This window comes from Gelidibacter sp. F63206 (assembly GCF_023015735.1).
Map to the genome: position 1 here is coordinate 1 of NZ_JALKAU010000085.1, position 26045 is coordinate 26045.

Annotated in this window: 23 protein-coding genes; 7 read left to right on the forward strand and 16 right to left on the reverse strand. The window is 38.8% G+C overall.

Annotated elements, in window-relative coordinates; all coding sequences use genetic code 11:
- Window positions 1-176: 176 nt before the first annotated feature.
- The 3 genes from MWU32_RS04800 to MWU32_RS04810 all read right to left on the reverse strand — a co-directional run bounded on the left by MWU32_RS04800 (window position 177) and on the right by MWU32_RS04810 (window position 3952).
- Entirely contained in the window at window positions 177-1382 is a 1206-nt protein-coding gene (locus MWU32_RS04800) for a DUF3825 domain-containing protein (protein WP_246938219.1), read from the reverse strand.
- Between the two features lie 317 nt (window positions 1383-1699).
- Window positions 1700-2935 carry a M48 family metallopeptidase gene (locus MWU32_RS04805; protein WP_246938220.1) on the reverse strand — a complete coding sequence of 412 codons (1236 nt, stop codon included), beginning with the start codon at window positions 2933-2935 and terminating at the stop codon, window positions 1700-1702.
- A 219-nt stretch (window positions 2936-3154) separates the two neighbouring features.
- On the reverse strand, window positions 3155-3952 hold the full coding sequence (locus MWU32_RS04810) for a TrmH family RNA methyltransferase (RefSeq protein WP_246938221.1): 798 nt from the start codon (window positions 3950-3952) through the stop codon (window positions 3155-3157).
- 256 nt (window positions 3953-4208) lie between these two features.
- Here MWU32_RS04810 and MWU32_RS04815 point away from each other — a divergent pair, with 256 nt between their 5' ends.
- Window positions 4209-5012 carry a DUF6503 family protein gene (locus MWU32_RS04815; RefSeq protein WP_246938222.1) on the forward strand — a complete coding sequence of 268 codons (804 nt, stop codon included), beginning with the start codon at window positions 4209-4211 and terminating at the stop codon, window positions 5010-5012.
- Between the two features lie 204 nt (window positions 5013-5216).
- Here MWU32_RS04815 and MWU32_RS04820 read toward each other — a convergent pair whose 3' ends face one another.
- The 3 genes from MWU32_RS04820 to MWU32_RS04830 all read right to left on the reverse strand — a co-directional run bounded on the left by MWU32_RS04820 (window position 5217) and on the right by MWU32_RS04830 (window position 10763).
- Complete coding sequence (locus tag MWU32_RS04820) at window positions 5217-6515, reverse strand: amidohydrolase family protein (RefSeq protein WP_246938223.1); 1299 nt, start codon at window positions 6513-6515, stop codon at window positions 5217-5219.
- Between the two features lie 131 nt (window positions 6516-6646).
- A complete protein-coding gene (locus MWU32_RS04825; RefSeq protein WP_246938224.1) occupies window positions 6647-9613 on the reverse strand; it encodes an amidohydrolase family protein in 2967 nt (988 codons plus the stop codon).
- A gap of 82 nt (window positions 9614-9695) precedes the next feature.
- Window positions 9696-10763, reverse strand: coding sequence for a DUF3810 domain-containing protein (locus MWU32_RS04830; RefSeq protein ID WP_246938225.1), 1068 nt, complete (start codon window positions 10761-10763; stop codon window positions 9696-9698).
- A gap of 164 nt (window positions 10764-10927) precedes the next feature.
- On the opposite strand from MWU32_RS04830, the gene MWU32_RS04835 reads away from it, so the two are divergent.
- Window positions 10928-12388, forward strand: a complete 1461-nt coding sequence (locus MWU32_RS04835; protein WP_246938226.1) for an aminoacyl-histidine dipeptidase — start codon at window positions 10928-10930, stop codon at window positions 12386-12388.
- A gap of 159 nt (window positions 12389-12547) precedes the next feature.
- Here MWU32_RS04835 and MWU32_RS04840 read toward each other — a convergent pair whose 3' ends face one another.
- The 3 genes from MWU32_RS04840 to MWU32_RS04850 are packed head-to-tail and all read right to left on the reverse strand — an operon-like array spanning window position 12548 to window position 15277.
- A complete protein-coding gene (locus MWU32_RS04840; RefSeq protein WP_246938227.1) occupies window positions 12548-13711 on the reverse strand; it encodes a peptidylprolyl isomerase in 1164 nt (387 codons plus the stop codon).
- A 4-nt stretch (window positions 13712-13715) separates the two neighbouring features.
- Entirely contained in the window at window positions 13716-14264 is a 549-nt protein-coding gene (gene gldI / locus MWU32_RS04845) for a gliding motility-associated peptidyl-prolyl isomerase GldI (RefSeq protein WP_246938228.1), read from the reverse strand.
- A complete protein-coding gene (locus MWU32_RS04850) occupies window positions 14261-15277 on the reverse strand; it encodes a DHH family phosphoesterase (protein ID WP_246938229.1) in 1017 nt (338 codons plus the stop codon). Before MWU32_RS04850 ends, gldI begins: the two co-directional genes overlap by 4 nt.
- Window positions 15278-15614: 337 nt before the next feature.
- Between MWU32_RS04850 and MWU32_RS04855 the strand changes: the two genes are divergently transcribed.
- Window positions 15615-16034, forward strand: coding sequence for a nucleoside-diphosphate kinase (locus MWU32_RS04855; RefSeq protein WP_246938230.1), 420 nt, complete (start codon window positions 15615-15617; stop codon window positions 16032-16034).
- A gap of 147 nt (window positions 16035-16181) precedes the next feature.
- Here the strand turns inward: MWU32_RS04855 and MWU32_RS04860 are convergent, their stop codons facing one another.
- From MWU32_RS04860 to recF, 7 genes are all read right to left on the reverse strand, one after another.
- A complete protein-coding gene (locus MWU32_RS04860) occupies window positions 16182-16373 on the reverse strand; it encodes a cold-shock protein (RefSeq protein ID WP_027125508.1) in 192 nt (63 codons plus the stop codon).
- A 264-nt stretch (window positions 16374-16637) separates the two neighbouring features.
- Window positions 16638-17051 (reverse strand): hypothetical protein, encoded by a 414-nt coding sequence (locus MWU32_RS04865; RefSeq protein ID WP_246938231.1) that lies wholly within the window; start codon window positions 17049-17051, stop codon window positions 16638-16640.
- Window positions 17052-17201: 150 nt separating this feature from the next.
- Complete coding sequence (locus MWU32_RS04870) at window positions 17202-17555, reverse strand: hypothetical protein (protein ID WP_246938232.1); 354 nt, start codon at window positions 17553-17555, stop codon at window positions 17202-17204.
- Complete coding sequence (locus MWU32_RS04875) at window positions 17552-19972, reverse strand: penicillin acylase family protein (protein WP_246938233.1); 2421 nt, start codon at window positions 19970-19972, stop codon at window positions 17552-17554. The genes MWU32_RS04870 and MWU32_RS04875 overlap by 4 nt, the downstream gene beginning before the upstream one ends.
- Window positions 19973-20071: 99 nt before the next feature.
- Window positions 20072-20368 carry a DUF721 domain-containing protein gene (locus MWU32_RS04880; protein ID WP_246938234.1) on the reverse strand — a complete coding sequence of 99 codons (297 nt, stop codon included), beginning with the start codon at window positions 20366-20368 and terminating at the stop codon, window positions 20072-20074.
- A 15-nt stretch (window positions 20369-20383) separates the two neighbouring features.
- Complete coding sequence (locus MWU32_RS04885; protein ID WP_246938235.1) at window positions 20384-20827, reverse strand: lipocalin family protein; 444 nt, start codon at window positions 20825-20827, stop codon at window positions 20384-20386.
- An 80-nt stretch (window positions 20828-20907) separates the two neighbouring features.
- Window positions 20908-21990, reverse strand: a complete 1083-nt coding sequence (gene recF, locus MWU32_RS04890) for a DNA replication/repair protein RecF (protein ID WP_246938236.1) — start codon at window positions 21988-21990, stop codon at window positions 20908-20910.
- A 134-nt stretch (window positions 21991-22124) separates the two neighbouring features.
- On the opposite strand from recF, the gene MWU32_RS04895 reads away from it, so the two are divergent.
- From MWU32_RS04895 to mutL, 4 genes are all read left to right on the forward strand, one after another.
- Window positions 22125-22892, forward strand: a complete 768-nt coding sequence (locus MWU32_RS04895; protein ID WP_246938247.1) for a YfgM family protein — start codon at window positions 22125-22127, stop codon at window positions 22890-22892.
- A gap of 3 nt (window positions 22893-22895) precedes the next feature.
- Window positions 22896-23387, forward strand: coding sequence for a 6,7-dimethyl-8-ribityllumazine synthase (gene ribH / locus MWU32_RS04900; RefSeq protein WP_246938237.1), 492 nt, complete (start codon window positions 22896-22898; stop codon window positions 23385-23387).
- Between the two features lie 524 nt (window positions 23388-23911).
- Window positions 23912-24193 (forward strand): riboflavin synthase subunit beta, encoded by a 282-nt coding sequence (locus tag MWU32_RS04905; RefSeq protein WP_163514561.1) that lies wholly within the window; start codon window positions 23912-23914, stop codon window positions 24191-24193.
- Window positions 24193-26043, forward strand: a complete 1851-nt coding sequence (mutL, locus tag MWU32_RS04910) for a DNA mismatch repair endonuclease MutL (protein WP_246938238.1) — start codon at window positions 24193-24195, stop codon at window positions 26041-26043. The genes MWU32_RS04905 and mutL overlap by 1 nt, the downstream gene beginning before the upstream one ends.
- Window positions 26044-26045: the final 2 nt, after the last annotated feature.

The following is a 26045-nucleotide window of genomic DNA, read 5'->3' on the forward strand; positions in this document are numbered from 1 at the left end:
CTACCGTAACCATCTCCAGACTCAAACGAAAAGGCTATAAACCGCTAGGAGATTACATCGATAGAGCGCAAACTTTAATCTGGTGAACCGCCGTATACGAGACCCGTACGTACGGTGGTGTGAGAGGCGCAGTGGCGACCGTTAGGTCGTCACCCGTCTACTCGATTGGGGGGTCGTTATTCATTTTCTTCATCATCCGAATCAATTTTTGTGTCAATTTGTTCAGCTACCAGCCAATCACTATCTGGTCGAGCAACTAATCTTGCATTATTATATGCCCAATGTAATGGTAAAATTGTATGCCCAATGTAATTTCCAGACTTAGTTTTTTCTACAACTAAAGCTATATCAACAATTTCATCATCAACAAGAGATAACGGCAATAAAAGAGACATTTTGTTTTCTGTTGGATAATACATCGGTATAGCTGTCTTGAAATTCCAATCAATCCTTTTGATTGCAAGGCTTATTGCATCTTTTAATCGGTTAGTCAAGTTTCTATATGTTTTAGTGTCGCTTTCAATTGCAAGTGCTAAATCTTTATAATATTTAATCCTATTCTCAATAGTTAATATATCTGGATTCTTAAGAGAAAAATCTTTTGGTTGGTTTTCTGATAGAAAATGCAACGGTAGCCTGCCTGCATTATCAAGAATAATATGTCTCATATCAAGTTCTGGCTCGCCAGCCCTTGTATCGTATAGCATATCCGAAACGTTGCTAAAATAATGTGCTCTTTTGGGCATATCTTTAAAATTCCTTACAAGTTCTTTTCCTGCATAACCTTCTCCAGGAATACAAAAATCTACAAGTTTCCACGGTTGCGTATAAGTCGTGTTTTTTTCAAATAATGCATAAATCGGTTCATAGCGATTATCGACCAATCCTGTATTGAAAGCAGAATATTTGTCACTTTGAGAAATTTTCCCATTTTCCTGACTCAACTTGTAGAATGTATAATGCAAATAACTTGATAAAATCGGATATGGAAAGTTTGAATCTTTTTCTTTGTAATACCACCTTTCATCAAGTGCAATGTTTCTCAATTTCTCAAAGGTTGTTTGATAATGTTTTAGATATGCCCAATCAGTTAAAGCGTTCTTAGGAGATGAGCTGACAATTTTCCTCTTTTCCTTTACACTAGGCTTATTTCGTAGTTTGACATAGTAAACGGGCAGCTTATGAGTTTCATCTTTTTTTATTTCAATAATATCAGAGTACGAGGTAATGAAATTTGTCAATTTGTAGTGTCCGAGTTCTTTATAATCTACTCGATTTTTCGATAGTTCTAAACCTAAGTTTGCAAGATTAACCCAACCATCATTGTCCGCATTTTCTTTAATTAGCTCAATTAATGTTTCTTTTACAATTTTCGTGTCCATAATTTATTTATTAGTTGATTTTTTTTATAATGCACCCCAACTCGCATTCATAAAAACCCTCCCTCATCCTTATCATCCCGCAACAGGCAAAAAGGCACAAGTTCAGGCGTACACATATTATCAACCTCCAATCTACCAACTTTCCCATAACTATCCTATACGTAGAACTACGTATTTTAAAATTATCCGGCGGGTGGTAGTGACGAATGGCAGTTATGCACACGAGCGGGACCTTGGCTACCCAAAACCTAGAGCCATATTGCTAGGCTTAAAGTGCACTACAGTTAAAAATACAGATAAAAGAAAAAATTTGCTTTTTAAGATTTCCTCAAATTCCTAACCCGCTCCAAAAGTGTTGGATGCGAATAATGCACCCAGACATAGACCGGATGTGGGGTTAAATTGCTCAGGTTGTTTTTGGAGAGCTTTTTTAATGAGCTCACCAATGGCTCGCCCTTGTACGTGTTTTTGGCGTAGTCATCGGCTTGGTATTCGAATTTTCGGGAGAAGTGGTTCATCACAAACCCGGTCAATTCAGAAATAGGCGAGTAGAGCAGTCCAAAAGCAATCAAGCCTACGTGGAAACTTGGGATTTCTACGCCAAGCGCATTGGACAACAACGGATTTGAGATAAATATGGATAAGATAAACAAGGTCAATCCTGTAAGAAGTAAGGATGCGATGAGATTAAAAATGATGTGCTTCTTTTTATAATGCCCCACCTCATGTGCCAAAACGGCAACAATTTCTTCATCCTCCAAATCGTTGACCAAGGTATCGTAAAGCGTGACACGCTTTTCACTGCCGAATCCTGAGAAATAAGCATTGGCTTTGGTGCTGCGTTTGGAACCATCGATGACAAAAATCTTATCGAGATTAAAGCCTACAGAATTGGCGTATTCTGAGATCTTATCCCTTAACTCACCGCCTTCAAGAGGTGTCTGTTTGTTGAACATCGGGACGATGAGGCGTGCATAGAACATATTGGTAAAAATGCTGAATACGGCTACCAATGCCCAAGCATAGAGCCAAAAGTACGTTCCGGTCACCTCGTAAAACCAAATAATCAAGGCTAAAAGTCCGCCGCCAATAATAGCCATCATCAATAAACCTTTAAGCTTGTCCAGAATAAAAGTGGCTTTGGTGGTCTTATTAAAACCGAACCGTTCCTCAATAACAAAAGTTTTATAATAGGAGAAAGGCGTGTTAAGAAGATCGCTACCTAACATGATAATGCCGAAAAAGATCAATGCGATGATGATATTATTATCACTATAACTTCGTGCAACCGTATCGACAAACTCAAAACCATCCAAAGATAAAAAAGCCAAGGTCACTACCAACGAAAAAGTTGAGGTGATCAACCCGAATTTATAGTTGGTGGTTTTATAATCCTGCGATTTTTGATATTCCGCCTGATCATAAACATCAGTCAACTCCTCAGGAATCGGATCGTTATAGTGTTTGGCGTTTAAGGCGTCCAAGATTTTATCGACTATAAAATCGAAGATAATAATGGCGATGATGATGTAGAATAGGGTAGTGGGAGTCATATTTTTAGTTTTCAGTAAGCAGTGTTCAGTAGGCAGTCTTCAGTAGGCAGTTTTCAGTAAGCAGTCTTCAGTCTTCAGAAAAATTAGGTGTTGGATTTTTCTCCGGAATTTGGAATGATTTTTTATTTTTTTCAGATTTTTTAATATTTATAAATTACTCTTGTGAAATCTGGATATGGTCTAAAATCACCTCTGCGCCTCTGCGCCACTGCGAGATAATTATTTAAAATTTCGCTGTCTCTTGGCCTCAAAAATAAGGATTCCTGCGGCAACGGACACGTTCATACTATCAATTTCGCCCTGCATGGGTATAATGATGTTTTGGGTGGATTGTTGCAGCCATTCATTACTCAAACCTGTAGCCTCGGTACCCATTACAATGGCGGTTGCTTTTGTGAAATCCTGTGAGGTATATACTTCTGATGCCTGTAATGCAGCACAATAGATCGAGATCTGCTTTTCTTTTAAAAATGTAATAATTTCGGAAGTGGAGCCCATGGCAATCTGATTGGTGAAAATACAACCCACGCTACTGCGAATGATATTGGGATTGTACACATCGGTTTTCGGATTGGCAATGATCACGGCATCCACATTGGCTGCATCTGCGGTTCTTAGAATTGCGCCGATATTACCAGGCTTTTCAGGGGCCTCCGCAACCAGAATTAATGGGCTTTCTGACTTGAATACGATGTTTTTTAAATCGTGTGATTTGGTTTTGGCCACCGCAAGCACACCTTCCGTCGTGTCTCTATGTGCCAGTTTTTGATAGACCTCTTTGGATATTTCTATCGTCGTTTGTTGCTGGGTGATTAGACCGTTGAGCTGTGTTTCAGAACATAACTCAGGGTAATATAGCACCGTTTCAAGTTGATAATCGCCTTTAATGGCCAAACTAATTTCGCGAATCCCTTCAATTAAAAACAATCCCGATTTTTTACGATCCCTGGACTTTTCTTTGAGTTGATAGAGCTCTTTGATATAAGGGTTTTGTACGCTGGTTATTTCTTTATTCACAGATAAGTGGTATTATACTTTTGCAAATTTACTGAATATGGGAGAACAATAGTCGTATTCAAATCGTTTATCCCATTTGTGATATCGAGACTATTTTAGAAATTCATGACATTCCGTGAAAATCGTGTTTAAAATTCTTAATTTGTCGACGATTTAACTAAACTGAATTCCGCTTTATGGGAATTTCTAAACACTAATCATATTTCCTCTTTCCAAACTGCCATTAGATTGGCGAGGGAATGAAAATGAAATTTATATGAAAAACACCTTTTATTTATTGATGCTGATTGCAGTTATGGTTTCTTGTAAAGACAAACCTACGGAGACAAAAGTGGAAAGTGAACCTTATATCGAAGAAGAGCTCGACGTGACCACAAGCGCCTATCCTGAGAATATCACCAAGGTTTTTGATGCCCATGGCGGACTCGATACTTGGAATGAGATGACCACTTTAGAATTTTCGGTTGAAAAACCCGGCGGTTATGAAATTACCACTACCGATTTAAAAGATCGTTATGCTTTGATTGAAATGCCAAAACACACGATTGGTTTTGATGGCGAAGTGCTTTGGATGAAGAATAGGGACAATAGCAAATATGAAGGTGATCCAAAATTTTACTACAACTTGATGTTCTATTTTTACGCCATGCCATTTGTATTGGCCGATGATGGTATCATGTATGCCGAAGCCGAACCATTGGTTTTTGAGGGCAAGACTTATCCAGGCATTCAAATTTCGTACGAAAGTGGAGTAGGAGCATCCCCAGATGATGAATATATCATGTATTATGATCCAGATACCAATAAAATGGCTTGGTTGGCTTATACCGTCACTTTTGGTAAAGACGAAAAAAGTAAAGACTTCCATTTTATAAAATACGGCAATTGGCAAGAGGTGGAAGGTTTATTACTGCCAGAAACCATGGTTTGGTATAACGTGGAAAACAACCAACCAACCACCGTGAAAAGTGAAATCAAATTTGTAAGTCCGATGCTAACGACGGTAAAAATGGACTCAAGAGTCTATGGCAGACCAGAAGGCGCGGAGATGATTCAGTAAAATAGAATTAAGACCGCTGCGCTGTTAGAATCAACCTGCCTGCCGTCAGGCAGGGAATTAAGACTTGATTTGTCTACAATTTAAGAATACCCCTTTAATATTATTAAAAAAAAATCTGTCACTCCCATTATGTTGGTTGTGACAGATTTTTTTATTTGAAAGTAGGAACTTCAAGCTTCGTGCTTCAAGCTTCCAACTTCATTACTACTTTTCAGCCTTATACTTATCATCATAGCGGTGGTACAATTCCGTTTGGTGTGTTTCCAAACTTATTAAGCGGCCATCTATAAAGGCATGGGTCAACTGATTGGTACGCATATCCAAAGCATCTCCTTCACTGATAAATAATGTGGCGCTCTTGCCTTCTTCCAAAGTACCGTAATCTTTATCGATGCCCAATATTTTGGCAGTATTTGACGTAATGAGTTTTAAAGCCTCTTCTTTGTCCAAGCCATAGGCAACGGTTGTTCCTGCATAAAACGGCAGGTTTCTAGAACTCATTCGCTCCATGGACCCGTTGGCATTTAAGGCTACCATTACCCCTTGGTTAACCAATTGGGTTGCTAGTTTAAATGGCATATCATAATCCTCATCTTCTTTGGAAGGCAGTGAATGAACGCGTTGTAAAATGACCGGGATGTTGTGTTGTTTAAGCAAATCGGCTACTTTATACGCCTCTCTGCCGCCCACAATAACCAAGTGTTTCACATCATTATTTTTGGCAAAATGAATGGCGTCCGTAATACCTTTTTCGTCATCCACATTGATGTATAATTTTTTTGAACCGTCAAATAGACCTTCTGTAGCACCATAAGGCAAGTTTGTTGTTGCCTTGTCCCCAGCTGCATAAGCTTTGGTCTCATTAAAAAATGTGACTACATCATCCACTTGTTCCTTGTATTTATCGTTGCTCTTTAAGCCGCGATCTTCACCAAGCCACCATCTGCCACGAGTAAAACTACTTGGCCAGTTCAGATAAATACCATCATTCACTTTAACGGTAGCATCTTCCCAGTTCCAAGCGTCAAATTGAACCACTGATGAGGTTCCTGAAATTCGACCGCCCTGAGGAGCAATTTGCCCCATCAACACCCCATTTGGGCGCATGGATTCGACCACTTTGGATTCGGCGTTATAAGCAATAATACTTCTGATGTGTGGATTCATTTCTCCTATCTCACTTTCGTCAACCGTGGCCTTTACGGCATCAATCTCCGTCAAACCTAAAGTAGAAGATGGAACAATAAAACCTGGATAAACGTGTTTTCCATCGGCTTTGATGACTTCCATTCCGGAAAGATCCGTTTGTGACGCGTTGGATACGGTGGTTAATTTACCATCTTTAAATATGATGAGACTATTTTCAATGACTTGACCATTGCCTAAATGTGCGGTAGCGCCTGTAATAGCAATCGGTTGGGATTGCTTTGGCGCTGGTGTTTGCTGTGCAAATCCGAAGGAGCTGCAGAATATTGCTGTGAGTATATATGTTATTTTTTTCATTTTATAATTTTTGTTTTTGCACGAATGCACAAATTTTTAATTTTCATCTTAAAACTCTGAACTCTGAACTCTGAACTCTGAACTCTGAACTCTGAACTCTGAACTCTGAACTCTGAACTTTGAACTCTGAACTATTCCGAGTCACAATGAAACAATTCCTTTTCTTTTTTCTTTATCGGTTGCGTTTTCAATCCTTTATTTTTGGCCTGTAACATGTCATTGATCAGTTCACTTCTTTCTTTGGTGATTCGTTCTCTCAACATTTCATCACGCTTTAAATCAAAATAAGTAACACCTTCGATAAGTGTTTTTTCGGCTTTGGCGTAAATCGAAAGAGGATTATCTGACCAAAGTACCACATCGGCATCTTTACCAACTTTGATACTGCCAACACGATCATCGATATGTAGCAATTTTGCTGGATTTAAAGTGACAAACTTCCAAGCCTCTTCTTCGCTAACTCCGCCGTACTTGACAGTTTTCCCGGCTTCTTGGTTTAAACGACGGCTCATTTCGGCATCGTCACTATTTATGGCAACTGTAATGCCCACGTCATGCATAATGGCTGCATTGTACGGAATGGCATCATTAACTTCATATTTATAAGACCACCAATCGGCAAATGTAGATCCGCCAACACCGTGCTCAAGCATTTTATCGGCTACTTTATAACCCTCTAAAATATGTGTGAAAGTATTGATCTGGAAGTTGAATCGTTCCGCAACTTTCATGAACATATTGATTTCACTCTGAACATAAGAGTGGCAACTGATAAAACGTTCGCCGTTCAAGATTTCAACAAGGGTTTCCATTTCAATGTCCTTACGGTATGGTTTACCACTTTTCTTAAGCGCTTCATATTCTTTTGCTCGTGTAAAATAATCGACATACACTTGCTCAACTCCCATTCTGGTCTGTGGGAATCGACCTCCGCTCCAATTGGATTGTTTTACGTTTTCACCTAGAGCAAATTTAATGTATTTCGGACTGTTGGAGATGATCAAATCTTTGGCTGCATGTCCCCATTTTGGTTTGATGATGGCCGAACGACCTCCAATTGGGTTTGCCGATCCATGTAAGATTTGGATGGAAGTGACTCCACCTGCTAAATTTCTGTAGAGATTGATATCCGTGTCGTCAATAACGTCTTCAATAGTCACTTCTGCAGATGAGTTTTGTCCACCTTCATTGATGGAAGCCGCAGCAATGTGCGAATGTTCGTCAATAACACCTGACGTCAAGTGTTTTCCCGTAGCATCAATTACCGTTGCACCACGTTCAGATAAATTCTTTCCTATTTTGGCAATTTTACCGTTTTTGATAAGGACGTCAGTATTTTCTAAAATTCCATCTTTTTCGTTGGTCCAAACGGTGGCATTGGTAAATAATAGGGTTTCAGCCTTAGGAAGCGTTTCAAAACCATACCCGTTGTTTGGGAAAGTAATGGGGGAGACAGTGGCTACCGTATCCTTTTTGTCCTTATCTGAATCTTCTTTTTTCGAAGTAGTCTCTTTTTTGGTTTCTGTTTGTTTTGCGAAGAAGCCCATTTCAGCACCAGATGGCAGTATCGCTTTTCCGTTAAGATTTTTATTGGCATCTACATTGGCAATAACTCTAACAAACTCTTGTTTTGTACTGTCTTGGGTAGTGAAAGCAATATTCACCCAATCGTCAGCATAGGCTATTTTCGAGCCACGCTTTTTATTATTGGCAGTGATTTCTGATTTCAACTTGCTCAATTCCCCCGAAAGGGTCATCTCATAAGCTTCGCCAGCAAGGGTAAATTCATATTTGCCGGTAATATCAACAATATCCCTGTTTTCAATGGTATTTTTTTGACCTTGAACCCAGTTCTCGTAAAGCGTGGTTTTCTTGTCGAAAATATCACCAGAAGTAATCAAGAAGTTGGCGTAAGTACCATTTCTTAACGACCCTATTTTATCTGATTTCCCTAACAATTGTGCCGGAACAGTAGTTAATGCCTCTAAAGCTTTTTCCTTGGAAAGTCCGGCGTCGATAGCTTTCATTAGGTTAGATTTGAATTCTTTGGCCGATTTTAAATCGTGCATGGTGAACGCAAATGTGATATTGTTGTCGGCCAATAATTTCGGATTGGTCGGTTTCTGGTTCCAAGCTCTCATATCATGGATTGAAAGTGTAGAAGCTAAAAACGCATTTTCAACATCATAGGCATCAGGGAAATTGATTGGAATGATCAGTGGTGCGTTCATAGCCTTGATTTCGTCTATACGCTCATATTCATCGCCGCCACCCAAAATAACGTATTGGATATTGAACATGTCGCCTACTTTATCGGCACGTAGATTATTGGCCCTGCTGCCGGCTTCAAAGATTTGAACCAAGGATTTATTATTGTTCAAGGCTTCAATAGAAAGGTCTTTGGTGGTGATATTACCCTTGGCGTACCAATCGGCATCATAATATAATTGTCGTAATAAGGCCATACTTCCCATAATAGAAGAAGGATAGGCTTGGTTGGATTTAACGCTTTTGCTAAAAGAAAGGTATTGCGCCGATTTGGCATCAAGGATTCGCATCGCATTGTCATCACTAGAATTTAAGGCGACCAATGTACCCGTACCGCGAACGATCCCGTCTTGAATATGGGTGTTAACGACACCAAAACCAGCTTTGATCAAATCTTCAGCTTTCTTGGAATCGTATTTAAATTGGTCAATGGCATTGTTTTCTGGCATGATATGGTCATTCCAATAAAATCCAGAACGCGAAGCATCATATTGCGAACTTCTGCCACCAGCTGGACGTTTTGGTTTTTCAACACCAAAATCGGAATACATGTCAATAAAAGAAGGGTAAATGCTTTTTCCTGAAGCGTCTAATTGAACCGCATTCTTAGGGATGGTTACGGATGTTCCTGATGCCACGACTTTGCCATCTTTAATGAGCAATGTGCCTTTCTCAATGATTTGAGTGGGAGTTACATAAATTTTGGCATTGGTAATTGCAGTGTAATTGGTGTTTTTGGTCGTAACACCGTCGTTTTTTGGAAAATAGTCCTGTGCCAGTATAGAAAAGCTGCACACAAACGTCATGAGGGTCAAAATTGTTTTGATCATAGGGTTGGGATTAGTTAAAAATTGAGTTCTAAAGATAAAGAATATCGAGATTTAAGAGGATTATTAAGATAGTTTTAACAATTTACAGCGGATTCTCTTCAAAGTAATTGACTAAAAGCGCTACTACATAACTATAGCTTTCAATGCCGCCTTTTTGATTGTTGGCCATCAAAAATCCGCTGTAGGTGTTTTTGAAGAAGGTTTCTGAAATGTTTTCATACGATCGCCAAAACAAGCGCATTTCTTCATAGTTTTTCAAAACGCCAATATGGACTTTGACAATGAGCTCTTCATATTTTAAAGGGTCTCTCAAAAAAACTTCATTCAGACAATGTCTTAGTGCGAAGGAATATCCAGAGTAATTAAAGTAAATGTTCTCATGTTTCATGGCGGCCATGGCTCCGATAAAATTGGCTTCATTTTCAGCTGCGTAGCCCAGTTGATGCGCAATTTCATGGCTTGTGGTGGTTGGGTATTTATAGGCTGGGATGAGACCGTCAATTTGTGCCTCATTGGTGAATGGATTCAAATAGCCACTAAACCCCATATAGGTCAGTGGAAGGCTGTAAATAGATCGCTTCAAACTACTTGGTCCATAGGCCAGATTTGGATATTCTTTAGCGAGCTCGTCGTAACCCTTAGGTGCTAATTTAATAAGTTCGCGTTTGGTGTATGGCATCACCACCATAGAGGTATCGTTTTTTTCAATAAGGCTGTGGATGACATTGGTTTTTAAAATAAGCTCTTCGGTGAATTTAACGAGTTCAGCGGTGGAATAATCGTTTTTAATTTTCAGTGATTGATGCAACGGCAATCTATAATAATTGAAAGCCCATAAGATATGAAAGGCAAAATAGGCTATGGAAACTGCCGATAGAATATCCAAGACATAATTTTTAGTGTCTTTCCGCAGTCGCTTTCTATTCTTGAAAAACCATCGGATAATATATATACCCGCAATGGTATAGAGAATATCTCCGACAGAAAAAGGAATCCATCCAAATGCAAAATGCATGAGTTTGGAAATCCATTGGTAAACCCCATTGCTGTAATAGGTCTCCACAAAATGAGGAAAACTTGCCAATATTTTTATGAGCAAAATCTGTACGATCAGAGATAGGGCAATAATAAGTTTGGTGTGTTTGCGCATGGCTCAAAAATAGAAAATAGTTTTATATAACATACATGAATCCCTACCTTTGTAGAACAACATAAAATGGACGTATGAAATGGGCATGACCAAAATTCGGCCACAAGCACGAATGAAAAGTTGCAAATTCCATATGGTCATAAAAAAACAATAAACTTCTATATATGAATAAAGAAATAAGACAATTAGAGCCTAACGTGCTTTGGAATAAATTCGCCGATTTAAATGCCGTGCCACGACCTTCAAAAAATGAAGAGCGGGTAATTGCTTTTATGAAAGATTTCGGACAGAAATTGGGACTTGAAACTTTTGAAGATAAAGTGGGGAATGTCATCATCAAAAAACCGGCCACTGCAGGTATGGAAGACCGTCAGACGGTGGTGATGCAATCGCATTTGGATATGGTGCACCAAAAGAATAATGACACCAAATTTGATTTTAATACCCAAGGCATCGAGATGTATATAGATGGCGATTGGGTTAAGGCGAAGGGAACGACGCTTGGTGCGGACAATGGGTTGGGAGTGGCCACCATTATGGCGATTTTAGAAAGTACTGACATTCCACACCCTGCTCTTGAAGCTTTATTCACGATTGATGAAGAAACAGGAATGACCGGAGCCAAGGGTTTGGAGGGCGGATTGTTGCAAGGCGATATCCTTTTGAACCTCGATACCGAAGAGGATGATGAAATTGGGGTTGGATGTGCAGGAGGTGTTGACGTTACGGCAACAAGAACCTATCAGGAAGAAGAAACGCCTGAGTTTAAAACAGGGTATCAAATCACCGTAAAGGGGTTGCAAGGTGGGCATTCAGGGATGGATATCCATAAGGGATTTGGGAATGCCAATAAGTTGATGAACCGTTTGCTTTTTGATGGATTTGAAAACTTCGGATTGCGTATTTCTGAAATCGATGGCGGTAGTCTTCGCAATGCCATTCCGAGAGAAAGCAATGCCATTGTAGCGGTTGATACGATGAATTCCGCAGCATTTGAAACCGAAATGGAGGAGGTCATAAACGATATCAAAACCGAGTTTAAAGCTTTGGAGCCTCATCTGATAATAGAGATCAGCAAAACAGAAACTCCAAAGATGATGATGGACTTAGGAGTTCAGGAAGGTTTGACGCGAGCGCTTTATGCCGCCTGTAATGGGGTTTATAGAATGAGCCCTGATATTCCTGACTTAGTGGAAACCTCAAATAATATTGCACGGGTAATTGTAAAGGATGGCGATATCAAAATTATGTGCTTAACACGATCTTCCGTGGAATCTTCAAAATGGGATTTGGCCAATATGCTACGTGCCACCTTTGAATTGACTGGCTGTGAGGTGGAATTTGATGGTGATTATCCTGGATGGAAACCTAATATGGATTCGGCGATTTTAAAGGTGTTATCAAAATTGTATAAGGATTTGAATGGTAAGGAAGCCTATGTTGCGGCTTGTCATGCCGGATTGGAATGCGGAATTTTAGGACAGAATTATCCAGAGATGGACATGATCAGTTTTGGTCCTAATATTAAAGGTGCGCATTCGCCTGATGAACGTGCCCAGATTTCATCGACGCAGAAATATTGGAAATTTGTATTGGAGATTTTGAAGAACATTCCGAAGAAATAAACTGTGTTTCAGGTTTCGAGTTCGTCCGTGTTAAAATAGCAGGCTAAAATTTATACTAAATTGATGCTTGGAATACGGGAAAAACAAAAAAAGCAGCGTTGAAAATATTCAACGCTGCTTTTTTTGTTTTCCAAAGGTATGGATTGGAGTTTTTTAAATTTACTCTGCTATTTCCACCATATTAACGATGAAAATCAAATCTGTATTTGGTGGAATCACACGATTTCCACGTTCGCCATAAGCCAAATGCGATGGCAAATAAAAGAATGATTTATCCCCAACCTGCATCTGATTGACCGCCTCCTTAAATCCAGGGATCATTTGAGCATCCGGACTAATTTGCATTGGCATTGGATTGTACATTTGCGCTTGGTCTTTTTGCTCATTGTACATGCCGTAATGCTCCTCAACGTTTTTCACATTACTATCAAACAAACGTCCATCAGTAAAATACCCTTCGTAATACAACATTACAGTTTGTCCTGTTTTTGGTTTAGGACCAGTCCCTTTGGTGATGTTGTACATTTTTAGTCCAGAAGCCAAGGTCTTTGATTTACCTTCGTAAGTTTCCAATGCAGGCTTCATGTCAGCTGCCGCAGCAGCACTTTTCTCAGCTCTGATTCGCTGTGCTTCTTCCTCTTTTGCTATACGCTCTTTTTCTGCTTTCTCAGCTTCAGCAAAATGGTTTTTGAATATGCTTGGTGCATTAAAGTTTTTGGCATCTTTCCCTTTTCTGATAATATTGACTTCTTCCATTACGACTGGAGTAATCGGTTTGTTTCCTTGTGGGGAAACTTCTACACTGGCAAGTGTATGTAGGACATCTTCACCAATTACCAATTGACCAAAAACACTATGTCTTCCATCTAAAGAAGGATAAGGAACTTCCGTAATAAAGAACTGGCTTCCATTGGTATTTGGGCCAGAATTTGCCATAGATAGAACCCCTAATTTGTCATGTTTTAAAGAGTCATCAAACTCATCCATAAATTTATAACCTGGATCTCCAGTGCCTGTACCTAAAGGATCACCACCTTGAATCATAAATTCATCCATAATTCTGTGAAAGGTCAAGCCGTTGTAATATTTTTTACCAATGTACGCACTGTCAACAAGTGTATTGGTGCCTTCGGCCAAAGAAACAAAGTTTGCCACTGTAACAGGTGTCTTTTGGTATTCCAAGCGGAGAACCATGGTCCCTTTATTAGTGATAATTTCCGTGTACAATCCATCTTCTAAATCTGGATATTTGTCCTTGCAGGCCGTTGCCGATACAAGAAGCATTAGTAATACGAGGCCAAATGCCTTTTTAATCAATCGCATAGTTTTAATCGTTTTGGTTTTGAATTATTGAATTTACGGTCACTTCGCAGATGACTGGAGTGTTGGTGCCAATTTTGTTTTTGTCACCATAGTAACCATAAGCTTTTTGAGATGGAAATAAAAAAGTAACGGTTTCACCCGGTTTCATCAGTTTTAAACCTTCTCTCAATCCTGTAAATATCTCTTCCTGATCCATGGCATAATCGCGCGGATGGATATCGTCATCAGAATAGATGGCATTACCATTGATGTCTTTGACGTCATAATCAAAATTAACAATATCGCCAAAGGAAGGCGTGATAGTGTCTTTTTCGATTTTGGTGTTATAATAGTACCAGAACCCACTTTCAGATGCGAAATAGGTTTTTGAAGTATCTTTTTCTATGATATCTTGAATCTGTTCGGATTCTAATGCGTTGAGTTTTTTGTTGCGCTCTGCTGATATTTTTATGAAGGAACCCGATTTTTGCGAGATTGGTCTTCTAGCTTCGGGAGACTTGCAGCCGCTGACGCAAACGGTTAAGACGAGAATGAAAAGAATGGCTCTGGTCATGAGATAAGGGTGTTTTTATAGCGTGGTAATATACTAATAAATTTTTCAACGGTATCGTTTAAACTAAGGTCACTTTTACCACCGGCTGCATTGGTATGCCCACCACCGCCAAAGTTTTGTCGTGAGAACTCGTTGACGGAAAAATCTCCTTCACTACGAAAGGATATTTTAACGATACCTTCTTGTTTGTGCTCAATAAAGATGACGGCAAATATAATATTCTTGATTGAAAGTCCGTAGTTTACAAAGCCTTCGGTGTCTCCTTTCCTAAAATTGGCAGCATTGAGCTCTTCTTGTGAAAGGGTTATATATGCTGTCCTATATTCAGGCAGGACCTTTAAGTTCTTGAGGGCAACAGCTAAAAGCTGGAGGCGCTCATAACTATTGGTGTCGTAAATAGAATTATATATTTCTGAATGATTTGCGCCTTTTTCTATCAAATCAGCTACAACCAAATGTGTTGTACTGGTAGTGGACGGAAATCTGAACGACCCTGTATCTGTTAAAATTCCAGCGTAAAGGCATGTTGCAATTTGTTCATCAATAGTCTCTTTATCACCAAGCATATCTATAAAACGATACACCATCTCGCACGTAGAACTCATGGATACATCGCTAAACATATATTCGGCATAAGTGTCCGGTTGTTGGTGATGGTCAATCATGGTTTTTACGGCTTTAGAATTGCTCAAAGGCGTTTCCATTTCGCCAGCACGATGGAGTGCATTAAAATCTAAGGTAAATATAAGATCAGCAGTTTCTATTAGGTTTTCTGCATGAGATCGATCAGATTCATAAATGACCACATTGTCTTGACCCGGAAGCCATTTCAAAAAATCCGGATAATCATTTGGGGCAATAACCGTTGCTTTATGATTGTTCTTTATAAGATAATGATAGAGTCCCAAAGTAGAGCCCATGGCATCTCCATCAGGATTTTTATGTGGTACAATGACGATCTGTTTTGGCGCAATTAGTAAGGCCTTAATTTCTTTAATATCGTGTTCGGTCATAGCGTGCGAAGATACAATTTTTTAAGTTTCATATTATGGTTTTAGTTATAAATGCCTTACTTTTGCACGAAATTTATGGATGGCTTGTGAGGATCGGGTATTGTGAATGAAGAATTAAGTGCTAAGAATCAAGAATCAAGATCCAGGAGGATGAGCCAAGAAAATAGAATATAGAAAATAGAAAATAGAGAATAGAGAATAGAATAAAGAATAAAGAGCAATGAGTCAAGAGACAAGACCATCCTAATCCCTAATGCCTAACCCGCCCGTACCGAAAAGGCACGTTCGGGCGGGTCCCTAATCCCTAATATAAATCAGAATTAATTAAATTTTAAATATGACAACTAATAGAACGTTTACAATGCTAAAGCCAGATGCCGTCGAAAAAGGACACATTGGCGCAATCTTGGATAAAATCAGTGCTTCGGGCTTTAAAATTGTAGCCTTAAAATTAACTCAGATGACTACTGCTGATGCCAAGGAATTTTATGCTGTTCACAGCGAAAGGCCTTTCTACGGCGAATTGGTAGAATATATGACACGCGGACCGATTGTGGCTGCTGTTTTAGAGAAAGATAATGCTGTTGAAGATTTCAGAACCTTAATTGGTGCTACAAACCCTGCTGATGCAGCGGAAGGCACAATCCGTAAACTTTATGCAGCTTCTATTGGTGAAAATGCTGTCCATGGAAGTGACAGTGATGAAAATGCTGCTATTGAAAGCGCATTCCATTTTGCTGGAAGAGAGATGTTTTAAGTTTTAAAACATTACAATTTAAAAAAGCTTGGAACTATGTGATTCCAAGCTTTTTTTGTTATCTGGCTAAAATCTTGTTGATTATCCGAAAACAAAAAGCCCCACAACATCAGTTGCAGGGCTTTATCATTTAAAAAAGCTTATATATTAGATAACTTTTACGTTAACTGCGTTTAATCCTTTTTTTCCTTCTGTAAGATCGAATTCAACTTCATCGCCTTCACGAATCTCGTCGATTAATCCTGAAATGTGAACAAAATGTTCTTTGTTGTTTCCTTCTTCTACGATAAAACCGAAGCCTTTAGCATCGTTGAAAAATTTTACTGTTCCTTTACTCATTGTAATAAAATATTAAATTAATTGTATATAATAGTCCAAAGATAGTGCCAAAAACCATACAAAATGCTTTTTAGGTCAACTTTTTTTTATCCCTGTTGAGATTGTGGTAGGCGATTGCTGAAATTTGAAGTTGGAACCATCCAGAGTCTCATAAATCAGTAGTCCAGATACTTTTGCAAATGCAGTAGCTTTAGTCTAATATATTGTCAATAAATATGATATGGATTATTTGAGATGTTCCTTATCCTTATATTTTCCCGATAACTAGGGCTTAACACGAGTTAAGATTACGGACTTTTCATCAAAGGACGATGGTCTAATGTCCTCAAAAGAAAGGGCGAAATTAATGACGTCTTCCTCAATAAATTCGGCAATTGCCAATAAGGTTTTTTGCTCTCCAGATTCGAGTTTTGTAAGTATGAAATCAATCTGAATGGGTCTAGTTTCTTTATTAATACTGTAGGTCATTTGGCCTCTTTTACCATTAATCACAAATTCCTTTCCACCCATTATTTGTCCGCCAATTTCAAAGGCAGCGTAACCATCCTTCTCAAAAATAACCGCACCAACATCATTGTTATCACTTCCGACCCTTTTACCAACAAAGTCTTCAGGATTATTTTGAATATTAAATGCGAAAAATGGAATCAGGACAATTATTAAAATGAGCCTTTTCATAAGCATATGGTTTTTATTCCCACCAGTGGATTTTAATACCCAGAGGCTTGCCTCGATGGAAAAGGCAATTCCTTATTCATAGCTCTTAGGCTTGCCCATCCGTGCCGGTTGGACGGGTCTCGAGATTCTTGATTTATGAGCGAATATTGTCTAACGTTGGACCAAATTACGGCATTGCTTACCCAATATGGCTGAAACCCCTGCAGCAATGCCACCAATACATCCTGTAACTAAAAGCAACACAAGCCAATTGCCTCCTAAAGGCAATAACACTGCGATTTTTTTGGCTAGGATAAAATCATTCGCTTGACTCAACCAGAACGCATAGATTATCCAATAAATAAAGATAGCCAAAAAAGGAATATAAAATACTGCCGCACGATTCAGACTGAAAAATAGGGCAGAAACAAAACCTGCGACCATCACATGCCACCAAGGTAAAAACAGCGATAGGATAAGGGCAATGATCAGGGTGACTATAAAATTGATGAGGTTCTTTTTCATTGTTTTGGAGTTAGGGTTTGACTTGCGATAATGTCTTTAGTGTCTTGTTGGCTTTGCATAAACAACAAGTCCATATAGTCTCCAGCGGCCCATCGGTCGATGAAATTGTCATAATATTTACTGCCCGGATTCCCAGATTGCCCACCTGGATAAATCCCATAACCGGTTGGAGGCGACGTCATTTCTACGATCATTCGCCATGATGGACCGTGGTTTTTTGCAGCCGCATTGACCGTGTTATAATCGCCACCAATGTGCAGATCAAATCGTGAAAATGCAGGTAAGGCTTGTAGCAAATGGCCAACAAATGTGGCCTTGTAGGCACCCCAATTATAGTTGCCATGTGCGGCTTTCCATTCCGTAAGTTCTTTTGCAGTTTCTTTAAAAGTGATCAAAAATAGATCTTTTGCTGTCTCTTTTTCTGGTGTACTTAGAATATCCATTAATTCGTCCTTCGGATGATTTTTAAGCATATAAATGGTTTGATAAGTGTATGGTTTTTCCAACGCCTTAGTATCGGCATCAAATTCATCCCACACGATTTTGTAAAGTTTTGTCCACCAAGTTTCCCAAATACTCGGTGCGAGTTGATCGATTTCACTATAAAAATCCCACGTTTTAATAGTGTTAAGAATTTCTGTTTCTTCATTGGTTAAGGCGGATGTATCCATATTATCGAAAATATAGGGTAACAATTCGGAGGCCTTTAGATTGTAGTTGTTGTTCTGTAAGTTCTTGAAATCTTGGATATCAAACTTGTCCTTTGCTCTAAAAAAATCATTGATGACTCGGTTTCTATAGGTTTCGTATCCATCATTGTAAACATAAAAAGGGTAGGAGGGATCAACGGGGTGCTGATTTGCCGAACTTACGAATCCATGCTCAGGGTTTTTGGTATGGGCATTGAATTCCTGCGGAATAAAACTTTGCCAATCGTGTTTCGGATTGCTTCCGTCCAATAAAAACTTGCCCTGTCCTTTCCATTTGTTAGGGAATTTACCTTGGATCCATAAGGCAATATCACCTTCGGTAGAGGCAAATACAAAATTTTGGGCGGGAGCCGTATAACTTTTCAGGGCGTCAAGGTAGTCGTCATAGTTTTTTCCTTCATTAAGCTTTAAAAACGTACGTTGGTTGTTTCCGCCAATATGGCCAACCCATTGCATGGCATAACCTGACTTTGCATTGTCGCCTTTGAAATTGTGGTCATAAGTGACAGGGCCATGATGCGTGTAAATGATGGTGTCGTAAAGGGTTTCTTTGTTTCTTATTTTGATTTCTTCAATGCGTTGTGTGGTTTTCTTCCATTGACCATCGTGTTTATATTCTTTTCTGGTATCATCCTTAAATTCAATCTTATACCAATCAATCACATCGCGGGTAGCATTGGTCTCTCCCCAAGAAATATGATTATTGTAGCCTGAAATGATTCCCAGGGCCCCAGGTAAAGTGGCGCCGTAGCTGTTGTGCTCTGGTGTTGCCAATTGCATCACAAACCAAATGGCAGGGAGGTTGAGGCCCAGATGTGGGTCGTTCGCCAAAATAGGATGGCCAGAATAGGATTTTTCTCCAGAAACTGCCCAGTTGTTACTTCCGTTTTGTGCATGGGGTTTGTCAATGGTTTCTGTAATGGAAATGGAATCAGCAGCTATATCCTCTTCAGGTGTTTCTGGCATTTCTATATCTATAAAGCTCCAATCGGTTTCTTTAGGGATGACAGGGTCGTTAACATCATAAAAATCTGGGTATAAAAGATCGTAGCGCTCTTTTCCAAATTTTGCCAAGGCATTGGTGTGTTCCAGATCAGACTCCCGCCCAGCCAACATTTTGGTCATATACATAAGCAGTAAGGCTGTTTTTTTTATGGTCCAAGGTTCTGGTGCATAATTCAATAATTTATACTCCACTGGATAGTCTTTGGGTTCCAACTGATTGATGTAACTATTTACTCCATCCCGATACGCTTCAATATAGCTCAATGTTTCCGGATCTTCCTTCATTTTTTGGAGGGCATTTTCTGCTCCAAAATCCATGCCGCGTCGACGTTCTTGTCGGTCATAGTCCAAGGCTTGCTCACCAAATATTTCAGCTAAGCGTCCTCCAGCGGCAAAAGTTTGAAATTCCAGCTGCCACAAGCGATGTTTGGCGGTCAAAAAACCTTGTGCACGATAGAGATCAGCGTTGTTTTGTGCAAAGACATGCGGAATCAAATGTTCGTCGTAATGAATAGTGACCTCATTCTTTAAACCATCGATTTGCACGGTGGAACTGAGGTTTTCATCCTGTTCATTTTGCCAAAATCCTTGATTGGGACTTAAGAATTTGCCCATAGGTGGAGCGCTGCCAAATTTACCGTTGAGACCAATAAATACCACTAGTGTAAGTGCTAAAGTCAGCAGAAATTTAAAATATTTCATAAAATAACTTAGTTAGGGCTTTGAAAATAAGAAATATTGCTGAAATATCAGCCAATGGAAGAAATTACTTATTCTTTAAAGAAATGGAGAAGTTGATTTTTAACGAAGTACCAATTTTTTTATCACCTCTTTGCCGAGTGCTTCATTCAGCATTTTAATGATTTTCTGGTTGCCATAACTGAGCTCCTCCCTTAAAACACTGGAGCTGAGTTGAACATAAAGCGTATCGCGTTCCAAATGGATAGCCGTGGTGTAATTGTTGACACCATTACCCATCATTTGTGCCCAAGCATCCCTGACGTTCACTTTGTCCAAACCTGATTGGAGCCTGTTGGTTTCCACAAATTCTTTGAGGAGGTCACTGATAGAAAGTTGGTCTTTGGTACGTTTTGCCATTATATTATTTTTTGTCTACCTGTCGGTAGAAGTGGAATTTGATTTTTCAACATTTATAGGCTCAAAGCGCTTATATAGATACTTTATCTTTTGGTCATTTATAATGAATAACCTTTCCTCGGTAGCGTCTAAAACGGTTTCTTTCCAGTTGGCAAAAGGGGTCGTGTAATATATGTGCAGACTGTCGTTTTCAATCTTCAATTTTAGGTCTTCAGAATCATCAGAGGTGGTATAGGTACCGTCAAAACTTGGCTTCAATTTTTTGCGAAACCCAGTTAAGCTGTCGGAAATGCTGAAATAATCTACAGTATCATTATACGTGTATTCGCGTTTGGAGCCATCGGGCATGATGACTTCGTCAATTTCCCAATAGCCATCTAAATGTTCGATTAAGGCATTTGGATCATTTGAACAACTTAATAAAATAAGGCCAAAAATTAAAACTGTATATTTTTTCATAGGGATTTCGTGTATTCAATTATCAAAATTCAAGTACCAAACTCCAAAACTATTGAACAGAATTGAAATTTTTAATTTTATTATTTTAGTTTAAATATCTTATAAGATTGATGTACCTGTTTTATTATGGCTTCGGTCCGATCGGCGTGCGTGTCACTAATAAAGAGCTGTCCAAAATTTTCATTGTTGACCAATCCAATGATTTGAGCCACACGATTTTCATCTAATTTATCGAAAATATCATCCAAAAGCAAAATAGGAGAAACTCCGCTTTTCTGTTTTATAAAATCAAATTGCGCCAATTTTAACGCAATCAAGAACGATTTTTGCTGCCCTTGGCTTCCGAATCTTTTAATCGGATAATCGTCAATCTCAAAACTCAAATCGTCTTTATGGATCCCAACAGAGGTGTATTGGAGCGCTTTGTCCTTATTGAGATTGGTCTTTAAAAGTGAATTTAAATCGTTTTCAAACAAATCACTTTTATAACTGAGGTGCACAGGTTCTTGGTGATTGCTGATGGCATTGTAACGTGTTTTGAAAATAGGGATAAAGGTTTCCAAAAACGCCTTTCTGATGGCGAATATCTCTGAACCATAAGTATGCAGCTGATCATTATAAACGTCCAACGTTTGTGCGTTAAACGTATTGTTAAGTGCAAAATATTTTAATAGGGCATTTCGCTGCTGTAAAATTTTATTGTAATTGATGAGTTGATTGAGGTAATTTTTATCGCCTTGCGAAATGACACTGTCAATAAATTTTCGTCTGGTTTCACTGCCTTCAATAATTAAATCCCTGTCTGCCGGAGAAATAATGACCAATGGAATGAAGCCAATATGGTCGCTAAATCGCTCATAAGCCTTAGAATTTCGTTTAATTATCTTTTTTTGCGACTTTTTTAACGAAACAAGAATCTTTTCTTCGCGATTGTCTTTTTCAAAAATGCCTTCCACAACGAAAAAATCCTCCCCGTGTTTTATGTTTTGGGATGCTATCGGATTAAAATAACTTTTTCCAAAAGACAGATGGTATATGGCGTCCAAAACGTTGGTCTTTCCAATGCCATTGGCCCCCACAAAACAATTGATCTTATGGTCAAAAGTAAAGTTTTGACTGTCGAAATTCTTGTAATTTAGTAAGGAAAGTGAGTTTAAAATCATTTAAAAATTCGCTTTAAAAAAGAATTGTTTGTCAACATTGCGAAAGGAAGTGCAAATTATTGAAAAATAACAAATAATATACCTTTTATATACCAATAAAAATTTTAATTTTGCGGCGCATTAATTATGACGATATGGCAACTTATAAGAAAAGAGGTTACAAACCGAAAACGAAGGCTGAAAAGACAGAAGCTTTAGAAGAAAACTCAACAACGGCTGAGGTATTTAATACTTTGGATGAGACTGCTTCGAAAACTGAAGAATGGGCAGTAAAGAACCAAAATTATATTATTGGTGCGGTTGCAACGATTGTAGTTGTTGTTTTAGGATATTTGGCTTACAACAAGTTTGTTGCAGAACCTAAAGCAAGTGAGGCAATGAACGAAATGTACAAAGCCCAACAATATTTTGAACAAGCCCTTAATGGCGTAGCAGCTAAAGATTCATTATACACTTTATCTTTAAATGGCGGTGAAGGCAAGTATGGAATGTTGGATATTATTGAAGAATATAAAGGAACACCTGCTGCTAATTTAGCTAACTATTATGCAGGAATGGCCTATTATAACTTGAATGATTACGCAAACACGGTCAAGTATTTGGGTGATTTTTCAAGTAAGGATGAACTGTTGGGACCAATAGCCAGTGGAAGAATTGGCGATGCCTTTGTTCAATTAAATCAACCTGAAGATGCTCTGAGCTACTATGAAAAGGCAGCCAACATGAACAAAAACACGTATACCACCCCAATGTTTTTATTTAAAGCTGGGAATGTGGCGTTGAATTTAGGTAAAACCAAAAAAGCACTTGATCACTTTACAGCTATAAAAGAAAACTACCCAAATTCCACCGAGGCAGGCAATATTGATGTCTTTATAGGAAAAGCGCAAGCAAGTTTGTAGAAAATGGCAACAAAAAATAAAAATTTATCAGACTACAATAAAAACACAATCCCAAATGCGAAAGACTTTCGATTTGGGATTGTTGTTTCAGAATGGAACAATAATATCACGGACAATCTACATAAAGGTGCTGTCGACACCTTGATTGAACACGGTACCTTACCTGACAATATCATGAGTTGGCATGTGCCAGGAAGTTATGAATTGATCTATGGCTGCAAGAAAATGCAAGAGCATAAAGTAGATGCCGTAATTGCTATAGGTAGTGTGATTCAAGGCGAAACCAAACATTTTGATTTTGTATGCGAAGCAGTGTCACAAGGGATCAAAGATTTAAATGTGTTGAACGACACTCCTGTGATTTTTTGTGTGCTTACAGATGATAATATGCAGCAGTCTATTGAAAGATCAGGAGGGAAACACGGCAATAAAGGCGTGGAAGCTGCTGTGGCTGCCATCAAAATGGCCGTGTTGCGTCAGACCAGTATTCAGTAGGCGATTTTCAGTCCTCAGTAGGCAGGATGCTATCCTCAGTCGGGGGTTGGCAATCAGTCGTGTGTTTTTTAACCACGCCCCGATAATTATTGGGATCACGAATAATTTTTGTCCTATTCGGCGACTCTCGACGAAACTCTGTTTAAAGAACTTTCAGCCATCAACGATCATCAGATCCTAACTCGCCCGTCATCGGTCATCGGTCACCCAACCTTCCAACTCCATTATTAACAATTTTTAGCAGTAATAGCATCGTTTTTCCTCGTATTTTGAGTACATTTGAAGTTCACAAAGGCAAAGCGTTCAATAGTGAATTTATTTAAACAGCGTCGACCTAAACGTTTCAGTTACACGCCAAGACATCTTAGAGAGCATCAGAAGGAAAATTCCACGGAATTTGAATCCAAGTGGCGTCAAAAAACACAGCGCAAGCAAAAAGCGCGGACATTACCTATACTCTTAATTTTTTTAGGTATGGTAATTGTTATTTGGTATGTTTTAAGTAACTACGAAATTTAGAAATTATGAGCATCTTTAAAACACGTCAAAACAAAAAATTTAGCTACACACCACGATACTATAAAGGTGAGGAGAATCCTTTTGAGATCAAGCACAAATTTGATGAACACAGAAAAACGGTTGGAAAAGTTGGTTTAAAAGGGAAATTTGAAAACGCTTGGGACGATTATAAAAACACACCAGACTCGGGAGCCAACAGACGAACTCTTATTATCGTTGGAATTTTAATATTTATTTTTCTGTTAATCATAGGCTTCGATTTGTCAATATTCTTTTCAAAAGGCTAATGTCAGATATCATTCAACTTTTACCAGATCATGTTGCCAATCAAATTGCAGCAGGAGAGGTCGTGCAACGTCCAGCTTCTGTGGTCAAGGAATTGATGGAAAATGCCATTGACGCCGATTCGACATCAATCAAGTTGATCATCAAAGATGCGGGCAAGACCTTAGTCCAGGTAATAGATAACGGGAAAGGCATGAGTGCTACGGATGCACGCTTGAGTTTTGAACGGCACGCAACTTCAAAAATCCGTTCTGCCGATGATTTGTTTAGTTTAAATACCAAAGGGTTTAGAGGAGAAGCTTTGGCAAGTATTGCCGCGATTGCCCATGTAGAACTAAAATCAAAACAGGCCGACGATGAACTTGGAACATATATAAACATCGAAGGCAGTGAGATTAAAGCACAGGAAGTCACCGTGACACCAACGGGTACTTCAATTGCCGTTAAGCATTTGTTTTTTAATATTCCTGCACGTCGTAATTTTTTAAAATCAAATACGGTCGAATTGCGCCATATTATTGATGAATTCCATCGTGTCGCTTTGGCTCATCCGCAAGTTGCATTTTCGATGTACCATAATGGCAGCCAGCTATTCAATTTGTACGAAAGCAATTACCGTCAACGCGTTGTCAATATCTTCGGAACCAAAACCAATGAAAAGCTTGTTCCAGTTGAGGAAACGACTGAAGTTTTGACAATTTCCGGATTTGTGGGTAAACCACAGTTCGCCAAAAAGAGTCGCTCGGAACAGTTTTTTTTTGTCAATAACCGCTTTATCAAGAGTCCTTATCTCAATCATGCCATCAATGCGGCATTTGAAGGTTTGATCAAGGATGGGAATCACCCCATATATTTCTTAAATCTGACGGTCGATCCAAAATCAATTGACATCAATATCCATCCCACAAAAACTGAAATCAAATTTGATGATGAGCATACCTTATATGCGATTTTGAGATCTTCAGTAAAGCATAGTTTGGGCCAATTCAATATTGCGCCAGTTTTGGATTTTGACTATGACACGAATCTGGATACACCCTATAATTATAAGGATAAAGGTGCAACAGCACCTACGGTTGAGGTGGACAGAAATTTCAATCCGTTTCGGGAAGAGCGTGTTTCTGGCAAGCAGATCACGGCATTTCGTAAGCAAACGCCAAATAATTGGGATAGTTTGTATGTTGGTCTGGAGTCAAAAGGCACCCGTGATACACAAGATTTCAGTCAGGTAGAATTTGAAAGTGAACCAGAAAAATCATCATTGTTTGATGGTGAATTGCAGATGGAAACGACGCAAAGCTCCTATCAATTTCAAAATAAATACATTATCAGCACGATAAAATCAGGCATGTTGATGATCGATCAGCATAGAGCGCATCAACGGATTTTATATGAAGGTTTATTAAAGAGTATGACGGTCAAGGAAGCAGTAAGTCAGCAATTATTATTCCCCTTGCAATTGCATTTTACAGGATCTGAACTGACAATATTAAAGCAACTGAAGGACGATTTGGAAGCTACCGGTTTTGTGTTTTCTGCTATTGATGAAAACTTGGTTGAAATTACTGGACTTCCAATCAATGTGCCAGATAGTGAAGTTTCGATGATTTTGGAACGACTTATTAGTGATGTAGAGCAGGAGGTACCCGACAGTCACTTCAGTGCGACCGATTTATTGGCAAAGTCCATGGCAAAGAGTTTGGCTATTAAAACGGGACAATCTCTCTCAAATTTAGAGCAAGAACATTTAGTGAACAGCTTATTTGCATGTAAAGAGCCTTCTGTTTCTCCCTCCAATAGAGCCACATTTATTACAATGACGATTGATGAAGTTGACAGAAAATTTATGTAATT